Origin of the sequence: Paenibacillus sp. FSL M7-1046 (assembly GCF_038007405.1) — a bacterium.
Taxonomy (GTDB): domain Bacteria; phylum Bacillota; class Bacilli; order Paenibacillales; family Paenibacillaceae; genus Paenibacillus_AQ.
This window is the reverse complement of the sequence record NZ_JBBOXB010000001.1, coordinates 3,482,641-3,505,774: the sequence shown is the minus strand read 5'-3', so window position 1 is coordinate 3,505,774 and position 23,134 is coordinate 3,482,641. Positions and strand designations below refer to the sequence as shown.

The following is a 23,134-nucleotide window of genomic DNA, read 5'->3' as shown; positions in this document are numbered from 1 at the left end:
CGATACCTGCTAATATTGCAAAGGAAAAAGCCGTAAAGTGAATATTTCCCTGGACTCGCCGAAGATCAAAAAAAAGAACTATGGCCTAAACAGGCCACAGTTCCTAGTAAACATATTAAACAAAAGATAAACGGGTAAGCGGCAGCATAGCTTAGGTACAGCACCGTAACATTCCGGTGTATGCTCTTAGCATGTGCAACTATGTGTTTGCCGGCTCTACTTCCACCTGCTCCACCAGCTCTTCCGGTTGGGCGGTGTTTCTTGAACGGCAGTTGATGATTTCAACCTCTTCACCATTCTCGATATAAAAGGCCGGGCCTTCATGATTCTCAACCGTCACCTGCTGGAACCGGACATCCCGTACATTCCCCAGAAAAAATCCGCGGTTGTTCATATCCTCAATGCCTGTCATCATGTCGGGCTGGCCGGGAACGGCATTCTTGGCCATTGAAATATCGACATTCGAAAAGGTAATCTCCGAAACATACTGCTCCGCCAGCCCATACAGGAAACCTGCAGCCGCATGGACACCCCGTGCGGTAATACTCTCAAAATGAATCCGTCTAAACGTTGGCGTTTCCGCCGTAACGGGATACGGATTTTTGTCCCAGACATATTTCTCTTTGCCGCGGGGCCCGCAGAAATAATACAGGTTAAGCGTAAAGGGACAAATCACGTCCTCCATCACAATGTTGCTGACGCGGATATCCTCAATCGTCCCTCCGCGGCCCCGTCTGGACTTCATGCGAATGCCGCGGTCGGTCTGCTTGAACACGCAGTTGCTGATCGTCACATTGCGGATATCGCCGCTCATTTCACTGCCCAGCACCACCGCCCCATGGCCGTGAATCATCGTACAGTTGGTGATGGTTATATTCTCGCAGGGAATCCGCTCTTTCGTATCCTCGGTTCCCGCCTTGATCGCAATGCAGTCATCGCCTACATCAATATTGCAGTTACTGATGCGCACACCCGAGCAGGATTCCGGATTAATGCCGTCCGTATTCGGTGAATCCGGCGGGTTCAGGATCGAGATATTGTCGATCGTCACATTGCTGCAGCAGATCGGATTCACCGTCCAGCTCGGTGAGTTCAGCAGCGTTACATCCTTGATCGTAACCCGGCTGCAGTTGTTAAATCCGATCAGCGTTGGACGGGGATACTCCAGCGCCTCCGGGTGATTCCGGTGCTTGTTCCACCAAGGAGCGCCGTTGCCCTCAAGAGTTCCGCTTCCGGTAATGGATACATTCACTAGATCCTCCCCGTAAATGCAGGACGCGTGCACTTGCCGTTTCACGCCTTCCCATCTGGATTCCACAGCCGGAAAGTCCCCGGGCTCGGTGCTGAATGACAGAACCGCCCCGGGGCTTAAGTGCAGCTCTATGTTGCTGCGCAGCAGCACCGCCCCTGTTCTGAATGTCCCCGCCGGGATAACTACCGTTCCGCCGCCTTCTCTGCTCGCTGCCGCAATGGCATCCGCAATAGCTCCCGTTGCCGGCACTGGACTATCCCGCAGCGCTCCGTAATCCGCAATGTTATACATGGGTCCCCCTTCCTCTCGAGCAGCGCTCAAAACCGCTGCAGAGCTTCTCGCTTCATCCTCTTACCTTCTGTACAAAGACTCCATCTCCACACAAGCCATGACAAGCGCCCCCACCCCATGCAGATCATTGCTGACCTTAGGCCGGGTGACATAATTCTCATAGTCCCCCGCCGAAGTGCCGATGCAGATATCCGGCAGAATCACGCGGCCCTGATCATCCTGCTGAAGCACCGAGATCAGGCCTTCATAGCCTTTTTGGGCTGCTGCCACCGCTGCTGCTTCTTCAGTAGCCAGACCCAACTTCACCGCTTTGGCGATGGTGTAGACGAACAGGCAGGACCCCGACGTTTCCAGCCAGTTATCCGGCTCATCGCCCTTATCCACGACCTGGTACCACAGCCCGCTGTCCTTATCCTGATAACGGATCAAGGCCTGCACGAATTCGCTTAGCGCAGCAGCCAGCTCCGCCCGGCCCGATTCATCCGCCGGCAGCAGGTCCAGAAATTGCGACAACGCCAGACCGTACCAGCCCAGGGAGCGGCTCCAGAACTCCGGTGAACAGCCCGTTTCGGGGTTGGCCCAAGGCATCCGCCGGCTCTCATCCCAGGCATGATACAAGAGGCCGGTAGCTTCATCCTTCATGTATTTGCGCATCAGCTTCTCCTGATGCAGCACGGTTTGCCGCAAGCCGGCTTCCCCGTAGGCATTGGCATATTTCAGCGAGAAGACTCCAGCCATATAGAGCCCGTCAAGCCACATTTGATAAGGATACTTATCCTTGTGCCAGTATCCGCCTTCGGCGGTTCTGTTTACTGTCAGCAGCAGATTTCTCAGCTTATCGGCAGCCGTCCGGTACTTGCCCTTGCCGGTCCGTTCATGCAGCGTGAACAGCAGCAGTCCTGCCTGAACCGCATCCAGCTCATCGCGGGCAAAATAGAAATTGCCCTGATCATCCACCAGATCATCCACATATTGACCGATGTACTCCAGATAGCGGTCCTCCCGGACAGCTTCCCAGAGCAGCTCCATTCCGCACAGAAACACGCCTTGATGGTAGTGCCAGCGATGTGCAGGAGGAAGCTCTCCCGCTTGATAAGTATCCATTAAAGAGTCACAGGCTTTTTTTGCCCATTCCATGGGTGTTTTCGGCAGACTGCCTATCATCTTACTACCCCTTCCAACATAAGAATACCTGTCCTTTGGCGGTTAACCCTTCATTGATCCCAGCATAGCCCCTTTGGCAAAATGCTTCTGCAAAAACGGATAAACCATCAGAATCGGCAGGGTTGCCACCACGATAACGGCCATCTTGATCGTCTGATCCGGCGGCGGAACCGCAGCATCGAGCGAAGAGCTGTAATCCATCCCGCTGGCCAGCACGACAATTTGTCTCAGCAGCACCTGGATCGGCCATTTGGCGCTGTCATCCAGATACAGAATGGCACTCATATAGGTGTTCCAATACGTCACCGCATAGAACAGGGAAATTGTCGCAATCGAGGGCAAAGATAACGGCAATACAATCCGGAACAGGATGCCGAAGTCGTTGCAGCCGTCAATTTTGGCAGATTCCTCAAGACCTTCCGGGATATTCTGAAAGAAGTTTTTGAGAATAATCATGTTAAACGCACTGATTGCCGAAGGCAGAATTAGAGCCGCATAGGAATCAATCAGCCCCAGCTCCTTCACCACCAGGAACGTAGGAATCATCCCGCCGTGAAACAGCATCGTGAACACAACCAGAAAGTTAATAACATTGCGCCCGTCCAGATCCCGTCTGGAGAGGCCGTAGGCCATTAAAGCTGTTATAAACATACTGAATACTGTACCGATGAGCGTAACCCCAATCGAAACTCCCAGTGCTCTAAAAATCGTATCCGTCGAGAAAATAAACTTGTACGCCTCAAAGCTCCATACTTTTGGAATCAGCACAAATTTGTTGGCCGCGAGCTCCGCACTGGTTGTGAAGGAGCCTGCCACCACATGGATAAATGGAAGCACCGTCACCAGTGCAATGAGGGCCAGCAGCGTAAAGTTAACAGCAGCAAAAATCCGGCCGCCGATCGTTCTGTCTTCTACCATTTGAATTCCTCCCGCATTTCTCTCAATAAACGCCTTCTTCTCCCATTTTCTTCGATAATTTGTTGACCGACATGACCATAATGAGTCCAATCACCGATTTAAAGAAGCCGATAGCCGTACTGTAACTGAATTGTCCTTGTCTCAAACCTGCGGTATACACGTACGTATCAATAATTTCCGCCACTTCCCGGTTCATGGAGTTGAGCAGCAGATAAGCGTGTTCAAATCCAAGATCCAGCACGGAACCGATTTTCAGAATCAGCAGTGTAATAATGACGCTTCGGATCGCCGGAAGGGTAATGTGCCAGACCTGTCTCAGCCGGCCGGCTCCGTCCATGCGCGCAGCTTCGTAAAGTCCGGGATCTACAGCCGCAATGGCTGCGAGATAAATGATGGTGCCCCAGCCTGCTTCTCTCCAAATGACCTGAATGATATACATTGGCCTGAACCAGTCGGGATTCAGCAGGAAATTCACCTTGGGAAGGCCGAAATAGACCAATAGCTCGTTAATAATTCCTCCGTCCATCGTGACCATAACGAAAGTAATAGAGACGACGATAACCCATGACATAAAGTGGGGCAGATAAACGAGTGTCTGGAACAATCTTTTGAAAAATGTGCCTCTCAGCTCATTCAGCATCAGAGCAAGGATAATCGGAATCGGAAAATAAAAGATGATATTCATCCCGAACAAAATCAGCGTATTCCCCAGGATATTGAGAAAATCCGGCTCCGCGAACAGCCGCTTGAAATGCTCATGCCCTACCCAATTGCTGCCGAGGATCCCCTGATAAGGCTTGTAATCCTGAAAGGAAATGACCAATCCGTACATTGGAAAGTATTTAAAAATAACAAAAAACAGCACTCCCGGTATCAGCATGACGTAAAGCAGTTTATTTCTCCACAGCCGCTTTTTGAGTTCACTGCTGCTTTTGTATTTTTTGGGCTCCAGCTCAGGAATTGCGCTGGGCTGAGCGGTGACTTCCTGCATAACACTCTTCCTTTCTGCTTCATAAATTGATCATCTGACTGCCGGTTTCGTATGAATCAGAAGGCTGCTGAAGCTGCTTCGGCAGCCTTCTTCACTGGGCCTTAGCCTAACCGTTCATGACTGTCATCCTATTTCTTGTATGCGGCGTTGTATTCTTCGATAATGGCTGCGCCGCCCCGGCTCTTCCAGGATTCCACTTCTTTTTCGAATCCGGCCCTGTCCAGCTGTCCATAGATATAATTGTAGGTAGCATCCGTAATAATCTGTTGAAGCCCAACGCCCTTGGAGGTGTAGGTCGCCGAATCCAGGGCAGCCGTAGGGTCAGCCACTCCGAATTTGACGTTCTCCAGCGCCAGTTCATCAGCATGAATCCGGCCTGGCAGCACGTTCAAAGGCTGGTACATCCCGTTGGTTTCGTATTCACCGATAACGCTGTCCTTATAGCCTTTAACCTCGCGTTCAATCAGCTCTTTGTCATCCGCCGGTTTCGCTTTGCCGTCTTCAACGGTGTAGTGAGTGCCTTCAATCCCCCAGTACATCAGGTTGGCAACCTCAGGAGTCATCATCTTGTCAAAGAACGCCAGAATCTTCTTCAGCTCGGCTTCATCCTTGACTGCGCCTTTCGGGAAGAGGACCACGTTGTTATAGCCCGGAATCATCCATTGGGTAATCTTTCCATCCGGTCCGGCGACCATACTGTGCGCATCCAAAACGGCATCCGGGACATTCTTGATCAGATCCTTATTGAGGTTATCAATATCAGGCATGGATCCGCCGATATACAGGCCCGCTTTACCGCTGGTGAACATATTTACAGCATCTGTTTTACTGGTAGCCGCGAAATCCTGGTTCATGTACTCGGCATCACGAAGCTTTTTGAAGTAGTCCATCGCATCGATATATTGCGGGAACATAAATTCCGGTGCAAGCTGGCCATCCTTCTCGCCCCAGTTGTTCGGGGTTCCGAACCAGGAGGAGACCGTTTTGAAAGCTCCGTATACCAGCTCGTTCCGGTCCACAATCCCTGTGGTGTCTTTTTTGCCGTTGCCATCCGGATCCTGTTCCGTAAAAGCCTTCGCCATGGCGAACAGCTCATCCAGATTCGCAGGTGCCTTCAGCCCCAATTTATCTGCCCAGTCCTTGCGGTAAATGATCCCTTGACGCGCCAGCGGCCGTCCGATATACACGGTGTACAGCTTGCCGTCCACTTTGGTGTTATTGAGGATTTCCGGCTTCAGCTTGTTCAGGTTCGGGAATTCCGTCAGATAAGGACCGATCTCCCAAAACTGTCCATCCTTGATCGCTTCCTTCATCTGCAGGAAGGTCGTCTGATTCTTCAAATAGGTCACCTGCGGCAATGAACCTGTGGCAAACGATGAATTCAGCTTCTCTTCATAGGTATCCGCCGGGAAAAATTGATAGGTCAGCTTCGTATTGGTCAATTTCTCCACTTCCGCTTTGATCGTGTCCGGTGGAGTCTCTGTCGTGTTCAGTGGAAGCATAATCTTAATTTCTGTCGGTTTCTCCGGCTCTGGTGCCGGTTCTGTTGTCGCGGTGTTTGTCCCCGCGCTTGTACCGGGATCTTTTGTCGCCGCTGCTTCCTTATTGTTGTTGTTGTTGCCTGAACACGCTGTCAACATACTGAACGTTAACAGTGCACTCAGGAGCAGGGTGAAGGATTTTTTCTTCATACCATTTTGACCTCCGTTTGACTTGTATTGGTTACAAGCAACACACTACAGCCTCGGCCAGGTTTCGAATACAATCATTTACTCATAATGGGGCGTTTGGGGGTGGGGTGTGAGCAAATGATTATTGGGTTATAAATGGAAAGGAAAAGCGCATGATGGGTGGGGATGCTGAGAGGAGGGACTGTGGGATTGGTGGGATTAATCGGGATGGGAGGTTGGGAGCGGTGGGATTAATCGAGTGTAGGCTATGGGAGCGGTGGGGGTAACTGCGGGGAATGTTTGGACTTCCGGTCGCTGTTATGTTTGGATTTCCTGATTTGAACCGCTCGCCGCGGTAGAAATCCAAACATAAAGGCGAACGCTGCCGCTCCTCCAGTTCCAAACCTCCCCTCCGTTACGTTCACCTCTCCAAGGGTTTCCCTTTCCATTTATATGGAAAGGGGCAGAGTGAAAACCACCGCTGGTTTCTGCGGTGGGGGACAATCGGTGGGGATTAGTCGGGAAGAAAACCTGGAGCGGTGGGATTAATCGAGTGTAGGCTATGGGAGCGGTGGGGGTAACTGCGGGGAATGTTTGGACTTCCGGTCGCTGTTATGTTTGGATTTCCTGATTTGAACCGCTCGCCGCTGTAGAAATCCAAACATAAAGGCGAACGCTTTCGCTCCGTAAGGATCAAACTTCCCCTTCGTTACTTTCACCTCTCCAAGGGTTTTCCTTTCCATTTATATGGAAAGGGGGCAGAGTGAAAACCACCGCTGGTTTCTGCGGTGGGCAGAAGTTACTTGCGAGGGATGGAACTTAGGATGTGTAGCAGCTGTTACTGGTAATAAGTTAGGTTGATTGGAACTTAGGGCGTACAAGGAACAGTTAGTTGAAACGTCATGGCGCGGGCGGGGAGTTTATTGAGAACATGAACAGTTACTAATGAGAGAAATCTGCAGTCTGGCTGGGTCAACATTCAACTGACTGCATTTTGTACAGTAGACTTGGCTCAGAAAGCTCTGGATTGGTATTCTATTGCACTTTATACAGTCAACAACCGGGAAAATGAGCTAAAACGGGCTTTGAACCGGAATCTGCTGCACGAAATGCAGTAGATTCCTTTTTGAGGCCCCAACTAGCGTGAATCTACTGCACATTGCGCAATCAAAGTGATAAAGGGGACAATCCAGGAGACTGTTTACAATCCCCCCGCCCCTCTATCCTACTTGCCCGCCTCTGCCCGGGCCTCCGCGACAGTGTATTCCTGGATGATCAGGTTGCCGCCGCTTGTTCTCCATTTTTCCACCTGCTCGTTGAATTCCTCAACAGTGATATTGCCGATGATGTAGTTGTAGGTCGCATCTACGATTATCGTCGACAGCTCCACATTTTTCTCATCATAGGTTGGAGAGCTTAAGCGCAGGGTCGGGTCATCCACGAGAAACTGTTCGTTGTCCTTGCTGAGCTGGCCGGCCAGGGCGGTCAGCTGCTCTTTTTTCTCCACTTCCATAATGTTCTTGTTGCCGAAGTCGGCGATCATCAGGGAGTAGAGCGGATTCACTTCGTTTACACGCAGCTGCGAGGTCTCCTCCGGAAGAATTACCTTCCCGCCTTCCAGCTTATAATGCCTGCCCTCGAACCCGTATTTCATCAGATTGGCGACATCCCTGTCCATCGTCCGGTCAAAAAAACCAAGCACCTGCTTCAGCTCCTGCTCCGTGGCTATGGCTTTTTTGGAGTACAGGTAAAGGCCGTTGTAGTTAGGGATGGACCATACTTTATATCCGTTTGGCCCCTTAATCCGGTTAATCAGTGTGAATTCAGCAGCCGGATTGATCGCCTGAGCCTCACTGGAGAGCCGCTGCACATCCGTCATGCTGCCAATAAAAACACCGGCCGTTCCCCGGATAAACTTATCCCGCTGGACCTCCTTGCTGGTTAAGGCGAAATCCTGATTAATCATTTTCTCATTATATAATTTCCGCATGAAATTCATGGTGTTCATATATTCAGGAGTCACGAACTCAGGGATAAACTGATGATTCTCCAGCTTCCAGTTATTCGGAGTACCGAAATAGGAGCTGAGTGTCTTAAACACGCCGTACACGAGATCGTTGCGGTCGACCAGGCCAATGGTGTCCTGTTTGCCGTTTCCGTCCGGATCATTATACGTAAACTGCTTCATGACCTCATACAGTTCATCCAGTGTTTGCGGCTTGCTTAACTGAAGATGGTCCAGCCAGTCTTGGCGGATGATGATTCCTTGCCGGGAGGAAGGACGCTCAGTATACAATCCATAGATTTTGCCGTCTACAGCAGCCTGGTTAAGAATCGCAGGGTCCAGCTGTTTCAAATTCGGGAACTCCTGCAGATAAGGCCCGATCTCCCAAAAGGCTTCCGAGCGGATCGCACTTTTCAGCAGATTATAATCTGTGAACTTCACAAAGGTGACTTTGCCCAGCGAATTGGTCGTCAATGCCGTATTCATTTTATCTGTGTAGACACCTTCAGGAACCCAGGTAATGTCGAGCTTAGCCCCTGTCAGCTTCTCAAGTTCCACCATAATATCCTTGGAGGGCTGCTGAGGGAAATGCAGAGGTGCCAGGATGGAAATGAACGGCGCGGTCTCTCCGGGACCGGTCCGGGGTGACTCATTGTCACTGCAAGCGCTTAACAAAATGAACGAGAGCAGCAACACCCAACAGCAATATCGGCGCACCGTTCTCCCTGCAAAAACTCTGGACATCCCTGTATCCTCCTAAAAATTTGGTCAGTACATACCTAGCATAATTACGCTCATTTCTGAAATATAACTGCTAATTATTGAATAATCTTCTATCCAAAGTAATAATTAGAGATAATGATTATTGCGGCACCAGATGATTATTGTTATTATCCAAGCTGATGAATACACTTAAATGAGGCGGTTGCTACTACCCAAGTAAAGGTGCTGAAATCCAGTGAAACACTTAAGCTTCCTGAGTAAATTAACTTTATTCGCCTTTGTCATCAGTACGCTGCCTGTGGTGTTCATTGGCTCTTTCTCCTATCTCACATCCTCCAGCGAAATTCAAAAAAATGTTAACAAAAGCAAAATGGAACTTATTTTACAAATTAACTCAAATGTAGAGCATAAGCTGACTACTGTCAACCAAACCTTAAACCAGGTTGTGAATTCTTCGGTATTAAAAAAAGCACTAAATAACCCGTTAAATGTAACCGATTTCATTTTATATAATGACTTAAGAAACGAAATCCGCAATATGCAATCCTTTGATACAAAGCTCGAAGATGTGATCCTGTTAAATCAACGGCAAAATTGGATGATCAAAAACTCCGGCCTCTACCGCCTGAACGAATACAAGAACTATGAGCAGCTCTCCAATCTGATGAATGTGCCCGACAACACCTCCTGGGTGCTGAACCCTTCCTCGCTGTTCTACAGTGAGGAGAGCATCAATGTGACGGGCTGCGACTACAGCATCAGTCTGATTAAAAAGCTGCCGACCAACAAACTGCAAAAATACGGACTTGCCCTGGCGAATATTCCAGCCTGCAGCCTGCAGGACTTCATCAACTCGGAAGTAGATCCTCTGGACAGCATTATTGTGCTAAATGAGTCCGGCACCATACTGCTTCACCCGGACCGTTCGATGATCGGAGAGCCTGCGCAAAAGGGCGGTTTTTCTGATCTTTCACTCGTCTCCGATCTTAATAAACCTTCGGGACAATTCAAAACCGTCATGGACAAAAAGGACTATTCCGTCACTTATCTGCGTTCCCAATTGAACGGCTGGATCTATCTCTCGGTCACCTCCATTGAGAGTTTGACGAAGGAATCCAACAAAATCGGAACCTATACCCTGTATGTATGTGCCGTGATGCTGCTGCTGTCCATCCTGTTCGCATGGCTCGGCTCCCGCCGCATGTACAGCCCGATTGAAAGACTGCTCAACCAGATGGGGCTGCGCAGACCCGGAATCAAATCCCGGCATACGGATGAGTTTCAGTTTATCGGCGAACAGGTGCATCATTTATTTCAGTCCAAATCACAGCTGGAGAAGGAAGTCAGCCAGCATATCCGGCAGGTCCGCACCTTTTTCCTGACTAAAGCCTTTCAGGGCAATGTCAAAAAACGCGAGCTGCTTGAAGAGCTGGAGCAATATGGCTATCACACCCAGATGGAAGAATGGAAGACGATGGCTGTAATCACGTTGAGCATCGACTTCTCTGAGGATACCAGCTATGAGAAAAAGGATCTCCATCTGCTGTTGTTTGCCGCGCATAATATGATCGAGGAACTGGTACCCCCGGGCAGCAGGCTTGCGCCTGTCATTATGGACCATACCGTGGTGACCTTGATTGGCAGCATGGAAGGCAATGCCGAAGCTTTTCACCGGTCGCTCTATTCACTGACAGAAAATCTGCAGCAGGAGATCAATAACTACCTGAAGCTGCAGGTCAGTATTGGCCTGAGTCTGCCCTTCCATTCCTTTGATAAAATATCCATCGCCTACAGAGAAGGCCTGGAAGCTCTGAAATACCGGATTACGCTCGGCAAAGGCATCATTATCCAATACGAGAACATCAACTCCGGCAAACATTATCTGAACTTAAACTATCCTTCGCATACCGAAAATGACCTGATGGACGCCATCAAGCTGGCCGATACTGAAAAAGCGAAGGAGCTGCTGCATAAGCTGTTCAAATGTATTTTTGCGCTGGGACTATCCCCGCAGGAGTACCAGATTCCGCTGACCCGTCTGCTCAATAATATCCTCATTATGATGCAGGAATCGGGAATTAGCCTGAACCAGATTTATCATGTGAACGGCTCCTTATTCGAAGAACTGACCGATCTCCACATTGTAGCCGAAATCGAGGACTGGTTCTGGAGTATGGTTATTCTGCCGATGATCCGGATTTTTCACAGCCGGCAAAATGCCCAATATCACAACATTTCAGAGAAAATTATTGATATTGTCCAGCATGATTATGACAAGGATCTTACGCTGGAGGAGTGCGCTTCACGCCTTCATTACAACGCCAACTATCTCAGCAGCGTCTTCCGCAAGGAGACCCAGTATTATTTCAGTGAGTACCTGGCAATGTACCGGTTCAAAATGGCCAAAAAATGGCTGGAAGAAACCGACATGCCGATCAAGGACATTGCCGCAAGGCTCAGATACAACAATTCGCAGAATTTCATCCGCTCCTTCCGGAAGCAGGAAGGGATGACCCCCGGGCAGTACCGTGACAACGCAAGCTCCAGGGCCCAAGGCGGGACCGGATAAGCATCGGGGAATCCTCTGCCGGATGTGAATCCTAAACAGCCAGATTTAGACAAGTGGAAACGGCTTTGCCGTCCTTTTTAAGGACGGTACCGTTTCAGCGAGAAGTAGAAGGATAAGTTATCGTTTGAAACATATAAATTCTTATATTTTGACAAAAGCCGTCAACACCCCAAGCAGTATACGCTGAGGCTGACGGCTCTTTTGGATGATAATAGCAAAAGATTGTTGATCCCATTGGGTTACTTTCAGGCACTCTTGGGCTTGCGCGCTTTTCTTGCTCTTATGAACCAAATGATGGCAACTGCCAGGATTAGCACTACGCCGCCACCGGCAATGGCGATATTCCTGACGTTTGGCACGTAAACGACCATCTCGAGCGGCTGCGAATCGGCCATTGTAATATGCCAAGTCAATGTATTTCCGTCCTGTTCGGCGGCATTGTTGGCCCCATACAAATCATAAGGAAGCGTTAATTTAAAATCGACCGCAAGGTTCTGCAGCAGCATGCGGACCAGAGATTTCGGCACGCTCAAACTTCCGATCCCGTCAATGATTTCATCCGAATAGGCATTCAGCTTCGGCTGGGCTACCACATCGTATTTGGTGTACAGCCAATTATTAACCTGTTCAACCTGCGCGTCCACAATGTCCAGCTTGCCAGCGTTTGCCTGCAGGTCTTGCAGCGAAGCATAGGCTTTGAGGAATTGATATTCTGTAGATTTGCCGTTCTGGCTTTTCTTCAATTCAATCCCGGCAGCCTCCAGCCTGGTGGTCAGCACATCCTCCAGCTTTCCGCCAACCATCGCCTCCGCACGGGAATCCAATAAAATGCTGAACGCAAGCTCCAGACTCCCATCCTTCTTCACCGTCATATGCGCCGTACCGCTGGCACAGCCGGTAAGCAGAACAAGCATCGAAATCATCAGAACCACAAAGTAACGTCTGCGCCGCCCTAACGAGGGCAGCATCGATTGCTGCTGTTGTCTTAAGTTCAATGCCGCGCCTCCATTCTTCTTTTTCGTCTTTTTATGATGCTGTATATGCGATATGCATTCATTCTAATCAATCCTCATATCCGCCCCACCAAAAGCTCTCCTTCAGTTGCACCTCTTTTTCCTTTATCCTGGCAAGTCAGCAAGTCAGCAAGTTATCCAGTATTCATCCGCCAGAATAGTTCTTCTACAGGGCAAACTATATAGATTGAACTTGTGGTTTAGAGTACAGGATCAGTCGCAACTACGGTGAATATTTGGACTTCCGGCCGCTGTTGTCGTAAGAATTTCTTGATTTTAACCGCTATTTAGCGGTAGAAATCCGAAGACTGCTTATGCTTTCGATGCTAGCTTTCCTTCAGAAAGCTTTCAGACGGACACTACCGTTCCTCCAGTTCCAGAATCCCCCTCCGTTGCTCCTTTCCTTTAGCTCAAGTTTTTAGTTCAATCTATATAGTTGCATTTTGTACAGCTGAAACCGACCGTTTCGCTGCTTTGGGGAGGTTAGTTGCACTCCATACACTTATATGAACCAAATCTAGCTAAAAACACACAAAACTATTTTTTAATTGCACAAGCTGCATCTATCTCTCAAAAAAAGCAGATTCGGCCTGATATAGTTGCAGGAAATACATTTATAGCGGTGCGAAGCTTTCATTCCAGAGGCAGAGTGGCTTTCTTATGGTCTTTCAACAGTTCTAATGATAGCAGTCCGCTTCGTAGAAGTCTAAACCATTCGCGGCGTGGTTTCAAACCCAATTATTTTATCCTGCGTTCAGAAGGAGGCGTAACTTCAACCAAGTGGAAACGGATACCGTCCTCAATAGGACGGTATCCGTTTCAGCGTGAAATAGAAGGATTATTTATAGCGTGAAGCATATAAATGCTTATATTTTAAACAAAGCCATTCTCCAGATTCCTTTCGGACTCCGAAGAATGGCCTTCCCGTAATTAAACTATCTGTAGATTCATGTTCAACTCATTGACAGCGGAGGCTTAGCAGGGCTTAATCACATAGCTCCCTTCTTGTCCGTAGCACTCAGTAAATTCGCAAGCGCCTGAACAGTTTGTGCTCGGCTAGCGGAACCCTGCGGATCAAACCGGCCATCCGGAGCCCCTTGCATAATGCCGGATGCCAGCGCCTGTGCTACCTGCGCTTTAGCCCAGTCTGACACCTGAACTGCATCAACCATCCTTAGCGGTTCACCGGAAGCTGCTGCCCGGCCAAGCTTGTATTCATAGGCTTTGACCAGCAGTACAGCCATTTGCTCACGGGTAATCCCCGCATCGGGTGAAAAGGCTGTTGCCGTTACGCCCTGAACCAGCCCCGCCTGATAAGCGGCTGCTACGGATTCGGCATACCAGTTGCCCGGGTTAATATCAGAGAATGGAAGCTCCGCACCGTCACTCTTCAGATTAAGCATCCGCGTCAGCATCGCTGTAAATTCAGCCCGTGTTGCCGTTCCTCCTGGAGAAAATAAATTATCCGTCACACCAGTGACTACATGCTTTGCGCTAAGCGACTTCAGCGCAGTGTAAACCCAATGGGTGGATGCTACATCCGTGAACGTCTTATCGTAGGAGAACACCGCGTAAGTACTGAAATGATTCAGCATTATAACAGCCTTATTGTGGGTGCTATCTATACTTCCTCCTGCATAACCCCACAGAGAGCTTGGCTTCTCCTTTACATACACACCCAACAGTTCATCATTTGATATCGCAGCGGAATATGGAAGCTCCGCGCGTACTGGCTGCGGGAAGGCAGACAAGACCAGCTCCGCTCCATCCCCCTTACGCAGGAGAAGGCCAAACTCATAGGCTGCACCTTCCTGCCGGTAGATCCCGCTGCCACTGCCTGACGGGATTGTTCCCGATGTTACCGGAGTGAGGGTGACCACGAGGGCCGCGCCCTTCCGTTCGGTTTCCGGCAATCTTGCACTGAGTTCAACCAGTACGGAGGCAGGAATCGCCAGCGAGGCCTCTCCGTCCTTAACGATAAGCGATCTCGTGCCAAGCAGTACTCCGGCGTTCACGGGCAGTAAAGCCTCCGTTTTTCCATCATTCAGAGTCACTTCGACGTTGGAGGCTCCCTGATTCTTGGTGAAGACGTCCTCACCGACCGTTTGTGTCTTTGTGCCGACCGTCCCCGCACTGGCTGACGGAGTTGGCACCGGGTTCGGGGCTGGCGTCGGGTTCGGTGCCGGCGTCGGTGCTGGGGTTGGCGTTGGAGCAGCACCTGTTACGGTAACTGTTGCTTTGGCTGCCACACCCGTCCCCTCCACCGTGCCGTTCACAGTAAAGCTGCCGGTATTTGCATATTGCTGCGGTGCGATACTCTGCCAGACGACTGGCACTGCAAATGTTGACTTGTCGCTATATACAGCCGTCACCACCGAAGGCAATGCAGGTGCAATGCCTACTGTTGTGGTTACCTCCACAGCCTCAAGACTGACGATCACAGGTGCTTCCGCCTCAAGTACAGACACCTCCGCCAACGCAGGCAGTGCCGTTCCTTCCGCAGCTCCATTTACTGTGAATGTGCCTGGTGCCGCATACTGTCCCGGATCAATCTTCTGCCAGACGACCGGAGTCTCCCCGCTCGTATTGTCGGAGTAAGTAGCTTGCACTACCGTTGGCAGGGAAGGGGCAACTCCGGCAGGTGTGCTGATGTGCACCTTCTGCAGCGCCACAATGTTCCGTTCCGCCGCTTCCGTTACGGTCACCTCTGCCACTGCAGGCAGCGCTGTTCCTTCTACTCTGCCGCCTACTGTAAATTCTCCAGGCTGGGCATACGTTTCCGGCAGCACCTGCTCCCAGCTCACCGCTGCGGTTCCCTCGCTTCCATTCTCGTACACTACTGGAATCATTTCCGGCAGGACAGGGGATACCCCCGCAGCAGTCGTTACACCGATACGGCCTACGCTCTGGATGTCCTTGTCATCGTATAAGGCTTTCACTTGCGATGCGTTCATGGCTCCGTTGTAAATCCGGAAATCATCAAGTCCGGCATTTAGCTGCGCGCCGTCTCCATAGCCGGAGACGCCGATCTTCTTGGCGTCATTCGTTGCCGTGATCGACTGCGGCGAGCCTTCCAGGTCGACCTGCTGGGCCACTCCGTTTCTGTAAATCACCCCGCTCTTAGTTGCCGCATCAAAGGTAAAGACAATATGTGCCCACTCATTCAACGGCAGAAACTCCTCCGGCGACTGCTTCACATAGAAGCCGTTAGCTCCGTCAACGAATACAATGCTGGAATTGCCGTTGTAGGTGACAAAAAATCCGTTGCCGGCAAAGCTGCCCTCCGGTTTGAACCATAGCAGCACATTCTCCTTGTCATTCATGGCGCCGGTGCGCTTGATCCAGTAGGACAGCGTCAGGCTGCCCGGCTGCAGCTCCGGATCGTTGCCCGCATGGACAAAGTTGCCGCTTGTTCCGCTGAAGGTAAGCGCCTGGTTCTTGTGTCCCTGTCCGCTCCAATCGGGCGAGCCGTGAAGTGTTCCGTCACGCCCGCTTCCCGAAACGTCTTGAACCGTAATTCCCTGACCTTCATCAAAGGTATAGCGGAGTGCAAGCTCCGGGAAGGGAGCAATAACCCGTTTCGTCACTGTTACATGAGCCCGGACTTTCGTTTCCGTGCCCACAACGGTTCCATTCACTGTGAACAAGCTGCCTTCCTTGTCATACAGACTGGGATCTACCGGCTCCCATTGTACTGGAACCTCGGACACACTGCCGTCCTCCAGTGTCGCCTTAACCGTTGCCGGAAGCTTCGGCGCCTCCTGAGCCGGAGTAGTCAGGATGGCGTCCTCGACCGAAACAATGTTTCCGGCAGGCGCGATTAGAGCAGCAATCTCGGCAGCACTAAGGGCTCTGCTGTAAATGCGGAAGTCGTCAACCAGACCGTCAAAATACGGATCGGCGAATTGTGATTTGCCGATGTAATTATTTTTGGTCTTGCCAAGGTCGGAAGGCCGGAGCGTCATGTGATCATTTCTACCCGCCTCCACACCGTCGATATACATAACACCCTGAGCACCCGTGAGCGTCACGGCCACATGTTTCCACTCGCCGGCAGGCAGTGCAGGTGCATCAATGACCTGCTCCCGTCCGGCTGCATTGCCGCCGGTAGTAATGGCAAACCGGGTGATGGAGCCCGCTTTGGGCGACAGGAACATATAGGCGCCCGTTCCGGTGCCAAAATCGAAGATCCGTGAATAAGTGCCGATCGTGTCCGCCTTCACCCAGGCGGAAATCGTAACTTCATCGGCACGGCTCAGCAATCCCTCCGGCATTTTCACATAACCGTCCTGCCCGCTCAAATCCAAGGCATGATTGATTTTACCAGGAGTCCAGACTGCCGAGCCGAGCACATTGGCGTCATAACCCCCGCCGGTGGCATCGGAGACTGCCGTTCCTTCGGTTTCGTCAAAGGTATAATGCGCCAGCAGCTCCGCTAGCGGCGGTGCAGCAGCAGCTTCGACCGTAACCGTATCGCTGTGCTCAAGCTCGGAATCGCTTACGGTCAGCTTGAACACGTAGGTTCCCGGCTCTGTAACCGCAAGCGAGGTGAACAGCGCTTTGCTGTTGCCCAATGTTGCCTCGCCGCCGGTTGGTCCGGACAGCAGTGTCCATTCGGAGGTCAGCTTGCCCTGCGGCAAGCCGTCGTCCTTAGCCTGGCCGCGAAGCACGGCATCATCCACCCGCAAGGTGTATGTGAAGTCCTCCCCCGCATTAACAGCCGGAGCTTGATTGTCGTCTGGCTCCGCCCCGCTCAGCTCTACAGTGTAGGCAACAGCCGGACCCGCTTCAACGGTCAGCTTAACTTCATCGCCGAAGGCATTCAGTTTGCCAGCCGGCTCACCGTCTACCCGGATGAGGTAGGCACCTTTTTTCAAGCCGCTGAAGGCAATCGTTGTTTCATGCGCCTTGCCCGGCGTCAAATTGCGCAGATTGAATCTGGCATAGTCCTTCTCCATGGACAGCTTTGCTGCCGTAAACTGATCTTTGCCCAGCTCGATATAGAGCTTCTCGGTAATCAGGTTGACCCGTTTGTACAGGCCATCCGTGGGCGTAATATCGTAATAGACGGCATCCGTGACAGAGACATCCGCCCCATAACCGGTTACCCCGAAGATCGGATCGACCGCAATATCCGCGCTGAGAATCTGAAGCGCGCCGAACAGTCCGAGATCGGCTTCACCGGTCATGCCCTTCCAGCCATTCAGCAGCGGAACATTCCGGCCGCCGCCGGTTCCATTCGTGCCATGATTGCCTTTCTCCGCCTGATAGGTCCAGGCTGCAGCTCCGAAGTTTGCCGGATCATCGCTGATCTGGCCGGAGTTGATCGCACTGAGATTGGCCAGCTTGGCGGCATAGGACAGCCGCTGCTCTTCTTCCCGGCCCGTCCCGGCGTGATAGCGAATCCAATCATCCATGGCATAACCTGCCAGGGACGCGCTGTACTGGAAATTCCACCAGTTCTCACCCGTGATGGTAACCGGGTCGGCGTAGTAATACCACACCGGCATTTGGCCCCGGGACGCCCGCGTCTTGGAGTTGATTTTGCCCATCATCTCAAGCGCTTTGGCCTGCTCCGTTTCGTTGCCGCCCTGCATCTTGGCCAGCGTATATACGGCTTCCTCGCCGGTATTGTCATAGCTGTACTCTGAGCCGTACGGGTATTTGGTATTTTTAAAATTGTTGTATTTGCGCAGCATCTTGGCCCGGACATCATTGGCCTCATCCACATAATCCTCGTCTTCTAGCGCCTGAATGATATCCGGTGTCGTCAATTCGCCCATAAGCCCGGTTTCCCAGTTGTAGGATACGGGCCCTTCGTATAACGCCTTCAAAATATTATAGGCCCGCAGCAGGTAAGTCTCCTTGGGATGTTTATAGTTGACCAGCTCAGGATAGTTCGCGGCAATTTTATACATGCTGAAGTACGTATTATAGATATGCGGGTAGGCGTATCCCCGGTAAGTCGGTGTTGTGTTCGGCTCCGCCATCAGGAAGTCATGAATCAGGTAATCCTCATGGTGGCCGTTCATCAGATTCGTCCAGATTGCCGTCTCAAGATAATCGTCGACCGCCGTGATTTCCGACGCTACAGGGGTTAGGGCATTTTTTTCCGCCAAAAACTGTCCGTGTGTCAGCCCCCAGTCATCGCCCCAGCCCCAATACCCGCCGAAGCTGTTCCGTTTCGATTTCGTGTTCATCATCCAGTCGTCAAAAACTTTGTCTCGAAGATCGCCCGGAAGATTCCACTGTGTGCTTTGCACCATAAAAGCCGCGTGATCCTCCAGAGCCTGGTCAACCGCGTCGATGCCGTAGAACTGCAGCACTGTTGTGAGACCGCTTCCATAATTTATGGTAACATGCTGCGGACCGAGCTTCGTCAGGCTGAATTCATAAATATGGTGGTCCCCGCCCTTGCGGGCAAGCAGCGGAATTTCCGTGCCGTCATCCAGCATCACACTATGAATGTCCGCCTTTGTGCGCAGATCGAATTTCACTTTCTGGTTGCTTGGCACGACCATTCCCGGGACAACAGTTACATCTATCAGTCCCTGCTCATACAGCGTATTCTTTGCCTCCTGCTCATTCGCAACGGCAAACCACTTAAACCCGTAATCCTGTGCTTCTCCCGCTGCCAACACCAGGCTCGTATTCGGCAAATAACCGCGGTTCGTTGATTTGATCACATTGGAGTGAATATAGAATACGTTCAGGCCCTCAATCCATTTGCCTTCGTTATCGGGGTTCCAGGCCCATTTGCTGCCCGGATGCTCCTCATTGCGCCAGCGGTCCTGATATTCAAACCCCGCCCCCGTAGCGGAATCCGGCATTAGCATCAGGTATGAGCCAATACCGCTTGGTCTGCCCGCTGTAATATAGGAGCTGTTGTTGCCGACAAAAGAGTGGGTGACCACACGGGTTTCATAAATGGCGTCCCCATAGGTCCACTGCTCATTAAAAGGAAGCGGAAGTCCGAAGTCGCCGATCTCCAGCTGCTTTCCGCTGGTGTTGACGACATGAATATCCCACTGCAGGTGGCCATCCGCTTCCAGTGAGTAGGTCTCAACCAGCTTGAAATTGCGTATGCCTTCCGCATTACCAGAGTTCTCATACGTAACCGTGACTTTATTGCCTTCTTTAGTGATGCTCCGGACATCTTCCGACTGGTTAGTCGACGCTTTGATCCAAGCCCCGCCGTCCAGGCGATAGGTAAAGATCAGCTCACCCATCCACTGATGATCAGCTGTATCTTGCTCAGGCGACACCTTCTTGTTCATCACATATTCGGTCGGGAAGGAATCCCCTTTGATTTTAATCGAAGAGATTTCGCCGTATGACCCGGTTTCAACCAGCAGCTTGTCACTTGTAAGCTCATACGCTCCGGCCTTTGACGGAAAAAGGACTGCTGATACTACCGCCAGCGCCATAAAGACCGCCCCCGTAAGTATCCTTCTATTCCCAAAACGTGGCTGTACTCTATCTGAAGTCGTGAATATCATGCTCTTCATCATCCCCTTCTTCTTAGATTACGGACATTCCCGTTTCTTACAGCGGATACAGGTAAGGACGGCTTCACCTCCTCTCCGGGAAAGGCGGAATCAGGCACAGCCGCATCCCGGAGCAGATTCCAGATTCATAAACATCATTAATTATCGTTGTTATACGCATTTATTTCTTTGCTTCTTCTCCAACCCAAACGGACATCTCCCCGACGTCCCGGTTGGCCCAGGCGAAATACGGAATGAAGGTCAGCCGGACCTGCTCTCTCGTCCAGGAAGAGTCACTGCGGTACAGCTCGCGGTCCCAGCTTCCTGCCATAGTCAGGCGCGTACCGTCAGCCGCAAGGATCTTCACTCCTTCCGGGAATCCGCTTTCCTCCGAAAGTGTAAATTCACTCTCCTCGGGCAGACGGAGCTGATACAGCCTTTTGCCATTGTCGGCTTCCTCGAGGCAGTACACGAACGGCCCGCGCTGCAGTGCGATCTTCGAGAAGGTCTGGCGGATCAGCGGATGTCCTTTCATCCGTTTGACCGGCATGGCAAAGGCCAGTTCCACCTTATCGCCGGACTGCCATTCGCGGGTCAAGCGGATATAGCCATCGTCGTCACCGGATGTAATTATCCGGGACGTTCCTCCAGCCGCAACCTCCACGGCGTCACACCAATCCGGCAGACGCAGAGCCAGTGTGAAGGTAACGGGCTGCTCCGCCGTCACTTCAAAGCACACCCGCCCCTCCGAGGCATAATGGGAGTGCTGCTCGATCACAACCGGCTGCCCGGCTACAACGGTCTCCACCCGGCCGCCGATATAGAGCTCGGTGTAGACGGTGTCTCCCTGCACCGAGTAGATATATTCACCGAGCGAAGCAAGCAGGCGGGCAACATTCGGCGGGCAGCAGGCACAGCTGAACCATCCTTGGCGTTCGGCTTTGACATGATTGTAGTTTTTATTCCGGCCAAGCACCTCGGGATAGACCTCCAGCGGATTCACATAGAAAAACCGGGTCCCGTCCAGGGACATGCCGCTGATAACCGTATTGTAGAGGGCACGCTCGATCACATCAGCATATCTGCTGCTGCGGTGCAGCTGCAGCATGCGGCGGGCAAAAAAGATCAGCCCGACCGAAGCGCATGTCTCAGCATAAGCCAGATCCCCAGGCAGGTCATAATCGGCGGTGAAAGACTCCCCTTGCTCCATGGAGCCTATGCCGCCTGTGATGTACATCCGCTTGCTGACGATGTTGTCCCACAGCTTCCGGCAGGCCTCAAGCATGCCTGCATCCTGCGTGGCGGCAGCGATATCGGCCATAGCGGTGCACATGTACACCAGCCGTACGGCATGGCCTTCCGCTGTGTCCTGCTCCCTTACCGGCAGATGGGACTGGCTGTAGGAGTGGTCATGCACCATTGAGAGCTGCGGGAAATGCAGGGTTCTTCCACGCTTCTCCCACTCCTCCTCAAAGTAGTGCGGCTTACGGCCGCGCTGCCCGAGGAAGTAGCTGCTCATCCGCAGATATTTCTCATTTCCCGTAGCCTGGTGCAGCTTTACCAGCGCCAGTTCAATCTCCTGGTGCCCGTCATAGCCCTGGAGCTTGCCCGGATCCGTCCCGAATATCGTGTCAATATAATCGGCAAACCGGCTGACGGCGTCCAGCAGCTTTCTTTTGCCCGTAGCCCGGAAATAGGCCGTCGCGGCTTCGATCAAATGTCCTGCACAGTATAGCTCATGGCATTCCGCAAGATCGCTCCACTCCCTGCCCGGCTCCTTGAGCATGAAATACGTATTGATGTAGCCGTCACCCCGCTGAGCCTCGGCTATCAGCTCAATGACCCCGTCCGCAATCTCTTCCAGCGCCGGATCACGTTTCGTCTCCAGCAGGTACGCTGCTGCCTCCAGCCATTTGGCCACATCACTATCCTGAAAAACCATGCCGTAGAACTCGCCTTCCTCCCTCCCGGCGGCGATTTTGAAATTGCGGATCGCATGGCTCGGCTCCGCGCCTTCGATGCGGTCATTGAGCGCTTCCCACTGATAAGGAACCATCACCTCACGCACGAGCCGGATATATTCAGACCAGAAAGGATCGTTGATTTGGATGTTGCGGTTAGCGGCACTCTCTGTTTGATTCATTGATGGAGCTCTCCTCTCTTTTTCTGCGGGGCATTCCCGCCTATAGCGCCTTATCCTTTGACTCCGCCGACGGTCAGCCCCTCCATGAAGTAGCGCTGGAAGAACAGGAACACCAGCAGAATCGGCAGAATGGCCAGCACTGCGCCCGCGATCAGAGCTTCATAATTGTTCCCAAGCGGGGAGACGAAGGAGGCCAGTCCGATCGGCAAGGTAAATTGCTCTGTCGTGCGGAGCACAATCAGCGGCCACAGGAAATTATTCCAGCTGTTCATGGCCTGCAGGATGGTAATCGCTCCAAAGGCGGGGGCCATCAGCGGCACCATGATTTTGAAGAAAATCCCGTATTCCGAGCATCCGTCGATTCTCCCCGCATCCATGAAATCCTTCGGAAGCCCCAGCGCAAACTGGCGGAAGAAGAAAATCGGCAGCGGCGCGACAACAAACGGCAGAATGACGCCCCAAATGGTATTGATCAGCTTCAGGGAAATCGTTAATTTATAGAGCGGCAGCAGAATAATCTCCACCGGGATCATCATCACGACAAGCACCAGGGTGAAAATCAGATTGCGCCCCTTGAAGCGGTACATTCCGAGGCCATAACCGACCATCGAAGAGAGCAACAGGCTCAGCAGCGTAAACAGCACGCTGATGAGCAGACTGTTCTTGTACCACCCAAAATAATTGGCGGCGGCTCCTTCCCCCGAAAAAATGCTTTTGTAGTTGGTAAAGCTCATCAGATCAAAGTCCAGCCGGACATTCAGACCATAGCGGAAAAGTTCGGTCGCCGGCTTCAGCGAAGCCAGAAACAACGCATATAATGGAAACAGCATTAGTGCAGCCAGGATGACAAACAGGATCACCAGCAGCAGAGAGGAGGGGGTAAGCTTAAATTTGGATGGAGTCCGCAT

At 51.7% G+C, this 23,134-nt stretch carries 11 protein-coding genes and 2 pseudogenes; 1 reads left to right on the top strand and 12 read right to left on the bottom strand.

Translation table 11 applies throughout. From position 1 onward, the window contains the following. Positions 1 to 199: 199 nt before the first annotated feature. The 6 genes from NYE29_RS15440 to NYE29_RS15415 all read right to left on the bottom strand — a co-directional run bounded on the left by NYE29_RS15440 (position 200) and on the right by NYE29_RS15415 (position 9,035). Positions 200 to 1,543, bottom strand: coding sequence for a glycoside hydrolase family 28 protein (locus NYE29_RS15440; protein WP_340896644.1), 1,344 nt, complete (start codon positions 1,541 to 1,543; stop codon positions 200 to 202). Positions 1,544 to 1,603: 60 nt separating this feature from the next. Continuing rightward, a complete protein-coding gene (locus NYE29_RS15435) occupies positions 1,604 to 2,707 on the bottom strand; it encodes a glycoside hydrolase family 88/105 protein (protein WP_340896643.1) in 1,104 nt (367 codons plus the stop codon). A gap of 42 nt (positions 2,708 to 2,749) precedes the next feature. Next, positions 2,750 to 3,625, bottom strand: coding sequence for a carbohydrate ABC transporter permease (locus NYE29_RS15430; RefSeq protein ID WP_340896642.1), 876 nt, complete (start codon positions 3,623 to 3,625; stop codon positions 2,750 to 2,752). Between the two features lie 22 nt (positions 3,626 to 3,647). After that, positions 3,648 to 4,616, bottom strand: a complete 969-nt coding sequence (locus NYE29_RS15425; protein ID WP_340896641.1) for an ABC transporter permease — start codon at positions 4,614 to 4,616, stop codon at positions 3,648 to 3,650. Between the two features lie 128 nt (positions 4,617 to 4,744). Beyond that, a complete protein-coding gene (locus tag NYE29_RS15420; protein ID WP_340896640.1) occupies positions 4,745 to 6,307 on the bottom strand; it encodes an extracellular solute-binding protein in 1,563 nt (520 codons plus the stop codon). A gap of 1,204 nt (positions 6,308 to 7,511) precedes the next feature. Further along, entirely contained in the window at positions 7,512 to 9,035 is a 1,524-nt protein-coding gene (locus NYE29_RS15415) for an extracellular solute-binding protein (protein WP_340896639.1), read from the bottom strand. Between the two features lie 214 nt (positions 9,036 to 9,249). On the opposite strand from NYE29_RS15415, the gene NYE29_RS15410 reads away from it, so the two are divergent. Continuing rightward, complete coding sequence (locus NYE29_RS15410) at positions 9,250 to 11,583, top strand: AraC family transcriptional regulator (protein WP_340896638.1); 2,334 nt, start codon at positions 9,250 to 9,252, stop codon at positions 11,581 to 11,583. A 245-nt stretch (positions 11,584 to 11,828) separates the two neighbouring features. On the opposite strand, the gene NYE29_RS15405 is transcribed toward NYE29_RS15410, so the two are convergent. From NYE29_RS15405 to NYE29_RS15385, 6 genes and pseudogenes are all read right to left on the bottom strand, one after another. Further along, positions 11,829 to 12,578, bottom strand: a complete 750-nt coding sequence (locus NYE29_RS15405; RefSeq protein WP_076113175.1) for a DUF3153 domain-containing protein — start codon at positions 12,576 to 12,578, stop codon at positions 11,829 to 11,831. Positions 12,579 to 13,585: 1,007 nt separating this feature from the next. Then, positions 13,586 to 13,768, bottom strand: a complete 183-nt coding sequence (locus NYE29_RS34595) for an S-layer homology domain-containing protein (protein ID WP_379145704.1) — start codon at positions 13,766 to 13,768, stop codon at positions 13,586 to 13,588. A 78-nt stretch (positions 13,769 to 13,846) separates the two neighbouring features. Further along, positions 13,847 to 15,988, bottom strand: a pseudogene (locus tag NYE29_RS15400) (Ig-like domain-containing protein); the annotation flags it as partial. Between the two features lie 192 nt (positions 15,989 to 16,180). Then, positions 16,181 to 20,023, bottom strand: a pseudogene (locus tag NYE29_RS15395) (DUF5695 domain-containing protein); the annotation flags it as partial. A gap of 241 nt (positions 20,024 to 20,264) precedes the next feature. After that, the gene (locus tag NYE29_RS15390; protein ID WP_340896637.1) at positions 20,265 to 22,226 is read right to left on the bottom strand and encodes a glycoside hydrolase family 127 protein; all 1,962 of its coding nucleotides are present in this window, start codon (positions 22,224 to 22,226) and stop codon (positions 20,265 to 20,267) included. Positions 22,227 to 22,276: 50 nt separating this feature from the next. Continuing rightward, the gene (locus tag NYE29_RS15385; RefSeq protein ID WP_052092302.1) at positions 22,277 to 23,134 is read right to left on the bottom strand and encodes a carbohydrate ABC transporter permease; all 858 of its coding nucleotides are present in this window, start codon (positions 23,132 to 23,134) and stop codon (positions 22,277 to 22,279) included.

What these genes read in the sequence shown, in the direction of transcription:
- NYE29_RS15420 (WP_340896640.1), bottom strand. Translation starts at nt 6,307, where the DNA reads ATGAAGAAAAAATCCTTCACCCTGCTCCTGAGTGCACTGTTAACGTTC.
- NYE29_RS34595 (WP_379145704.1), bottom strand. Translation starts at nt 13,768, where the DNA reads ATGGTTGATGCAGTTCAGGTGTCAGACTGGGCTAAAGCGCAGGTAGCA.
- NYE29_RS15390 (WP_340896637.1), bottom strand. Translation starts at nt 22,226, where the DNA reads ATGAATCAAACAGAGAGTGCCGCTAACCGCAACATCCAAATCAACGAT.
- NYE29_RS15385 (WP_052092302.1), bottom strand. Translation starts at nt 23,134, where the DNA reads ATGCGGACTCCATCCAAATTTAAGCTTACCCCCTCCTCTCTGCTGCTG.
- NYE29_RS15430 (WP_340896642.1), bottom strand. Translation starts at nt 3,625, where the DNA reads ATGGTAGAAGACAGAACGATCGGCGGCCGGATTTTTGCTGCTGTTAAC.
- NYE29_RS15425 (WP_340896641.1), bottom strand. Translation starts at nt 4,616, where the DNA reads ATGCAGGAAGTCACCGCTCAGCCCAGCGCAATTCCTGAGCTGGAGCCC.
- NYE29_RS15435 (WP_340896643.1), bottom strand. Translation starts at nt 2,707, where the DNA reads ATGATAGGCAGTCTGCCGAAAACACCCATGGAATGGGCAAAAAAAGCC.
- NYE29_RS15440 (WP_340896644.1), bottom strand. Translation starts at nt 1,543, where the DNA reads ATGTATAACATTGCGGATTACGGAGCGCTGCGGGATAGTCCAGTGCCG.
- NYE29_RS15415 (WP_340896639.1), bottom strand. Translation starts at nt 9,035, where the DNA reads ATGTCCAGAGTTTTTGCAGGGAGAACGGTGCGCCGATATTGCTGTTGG.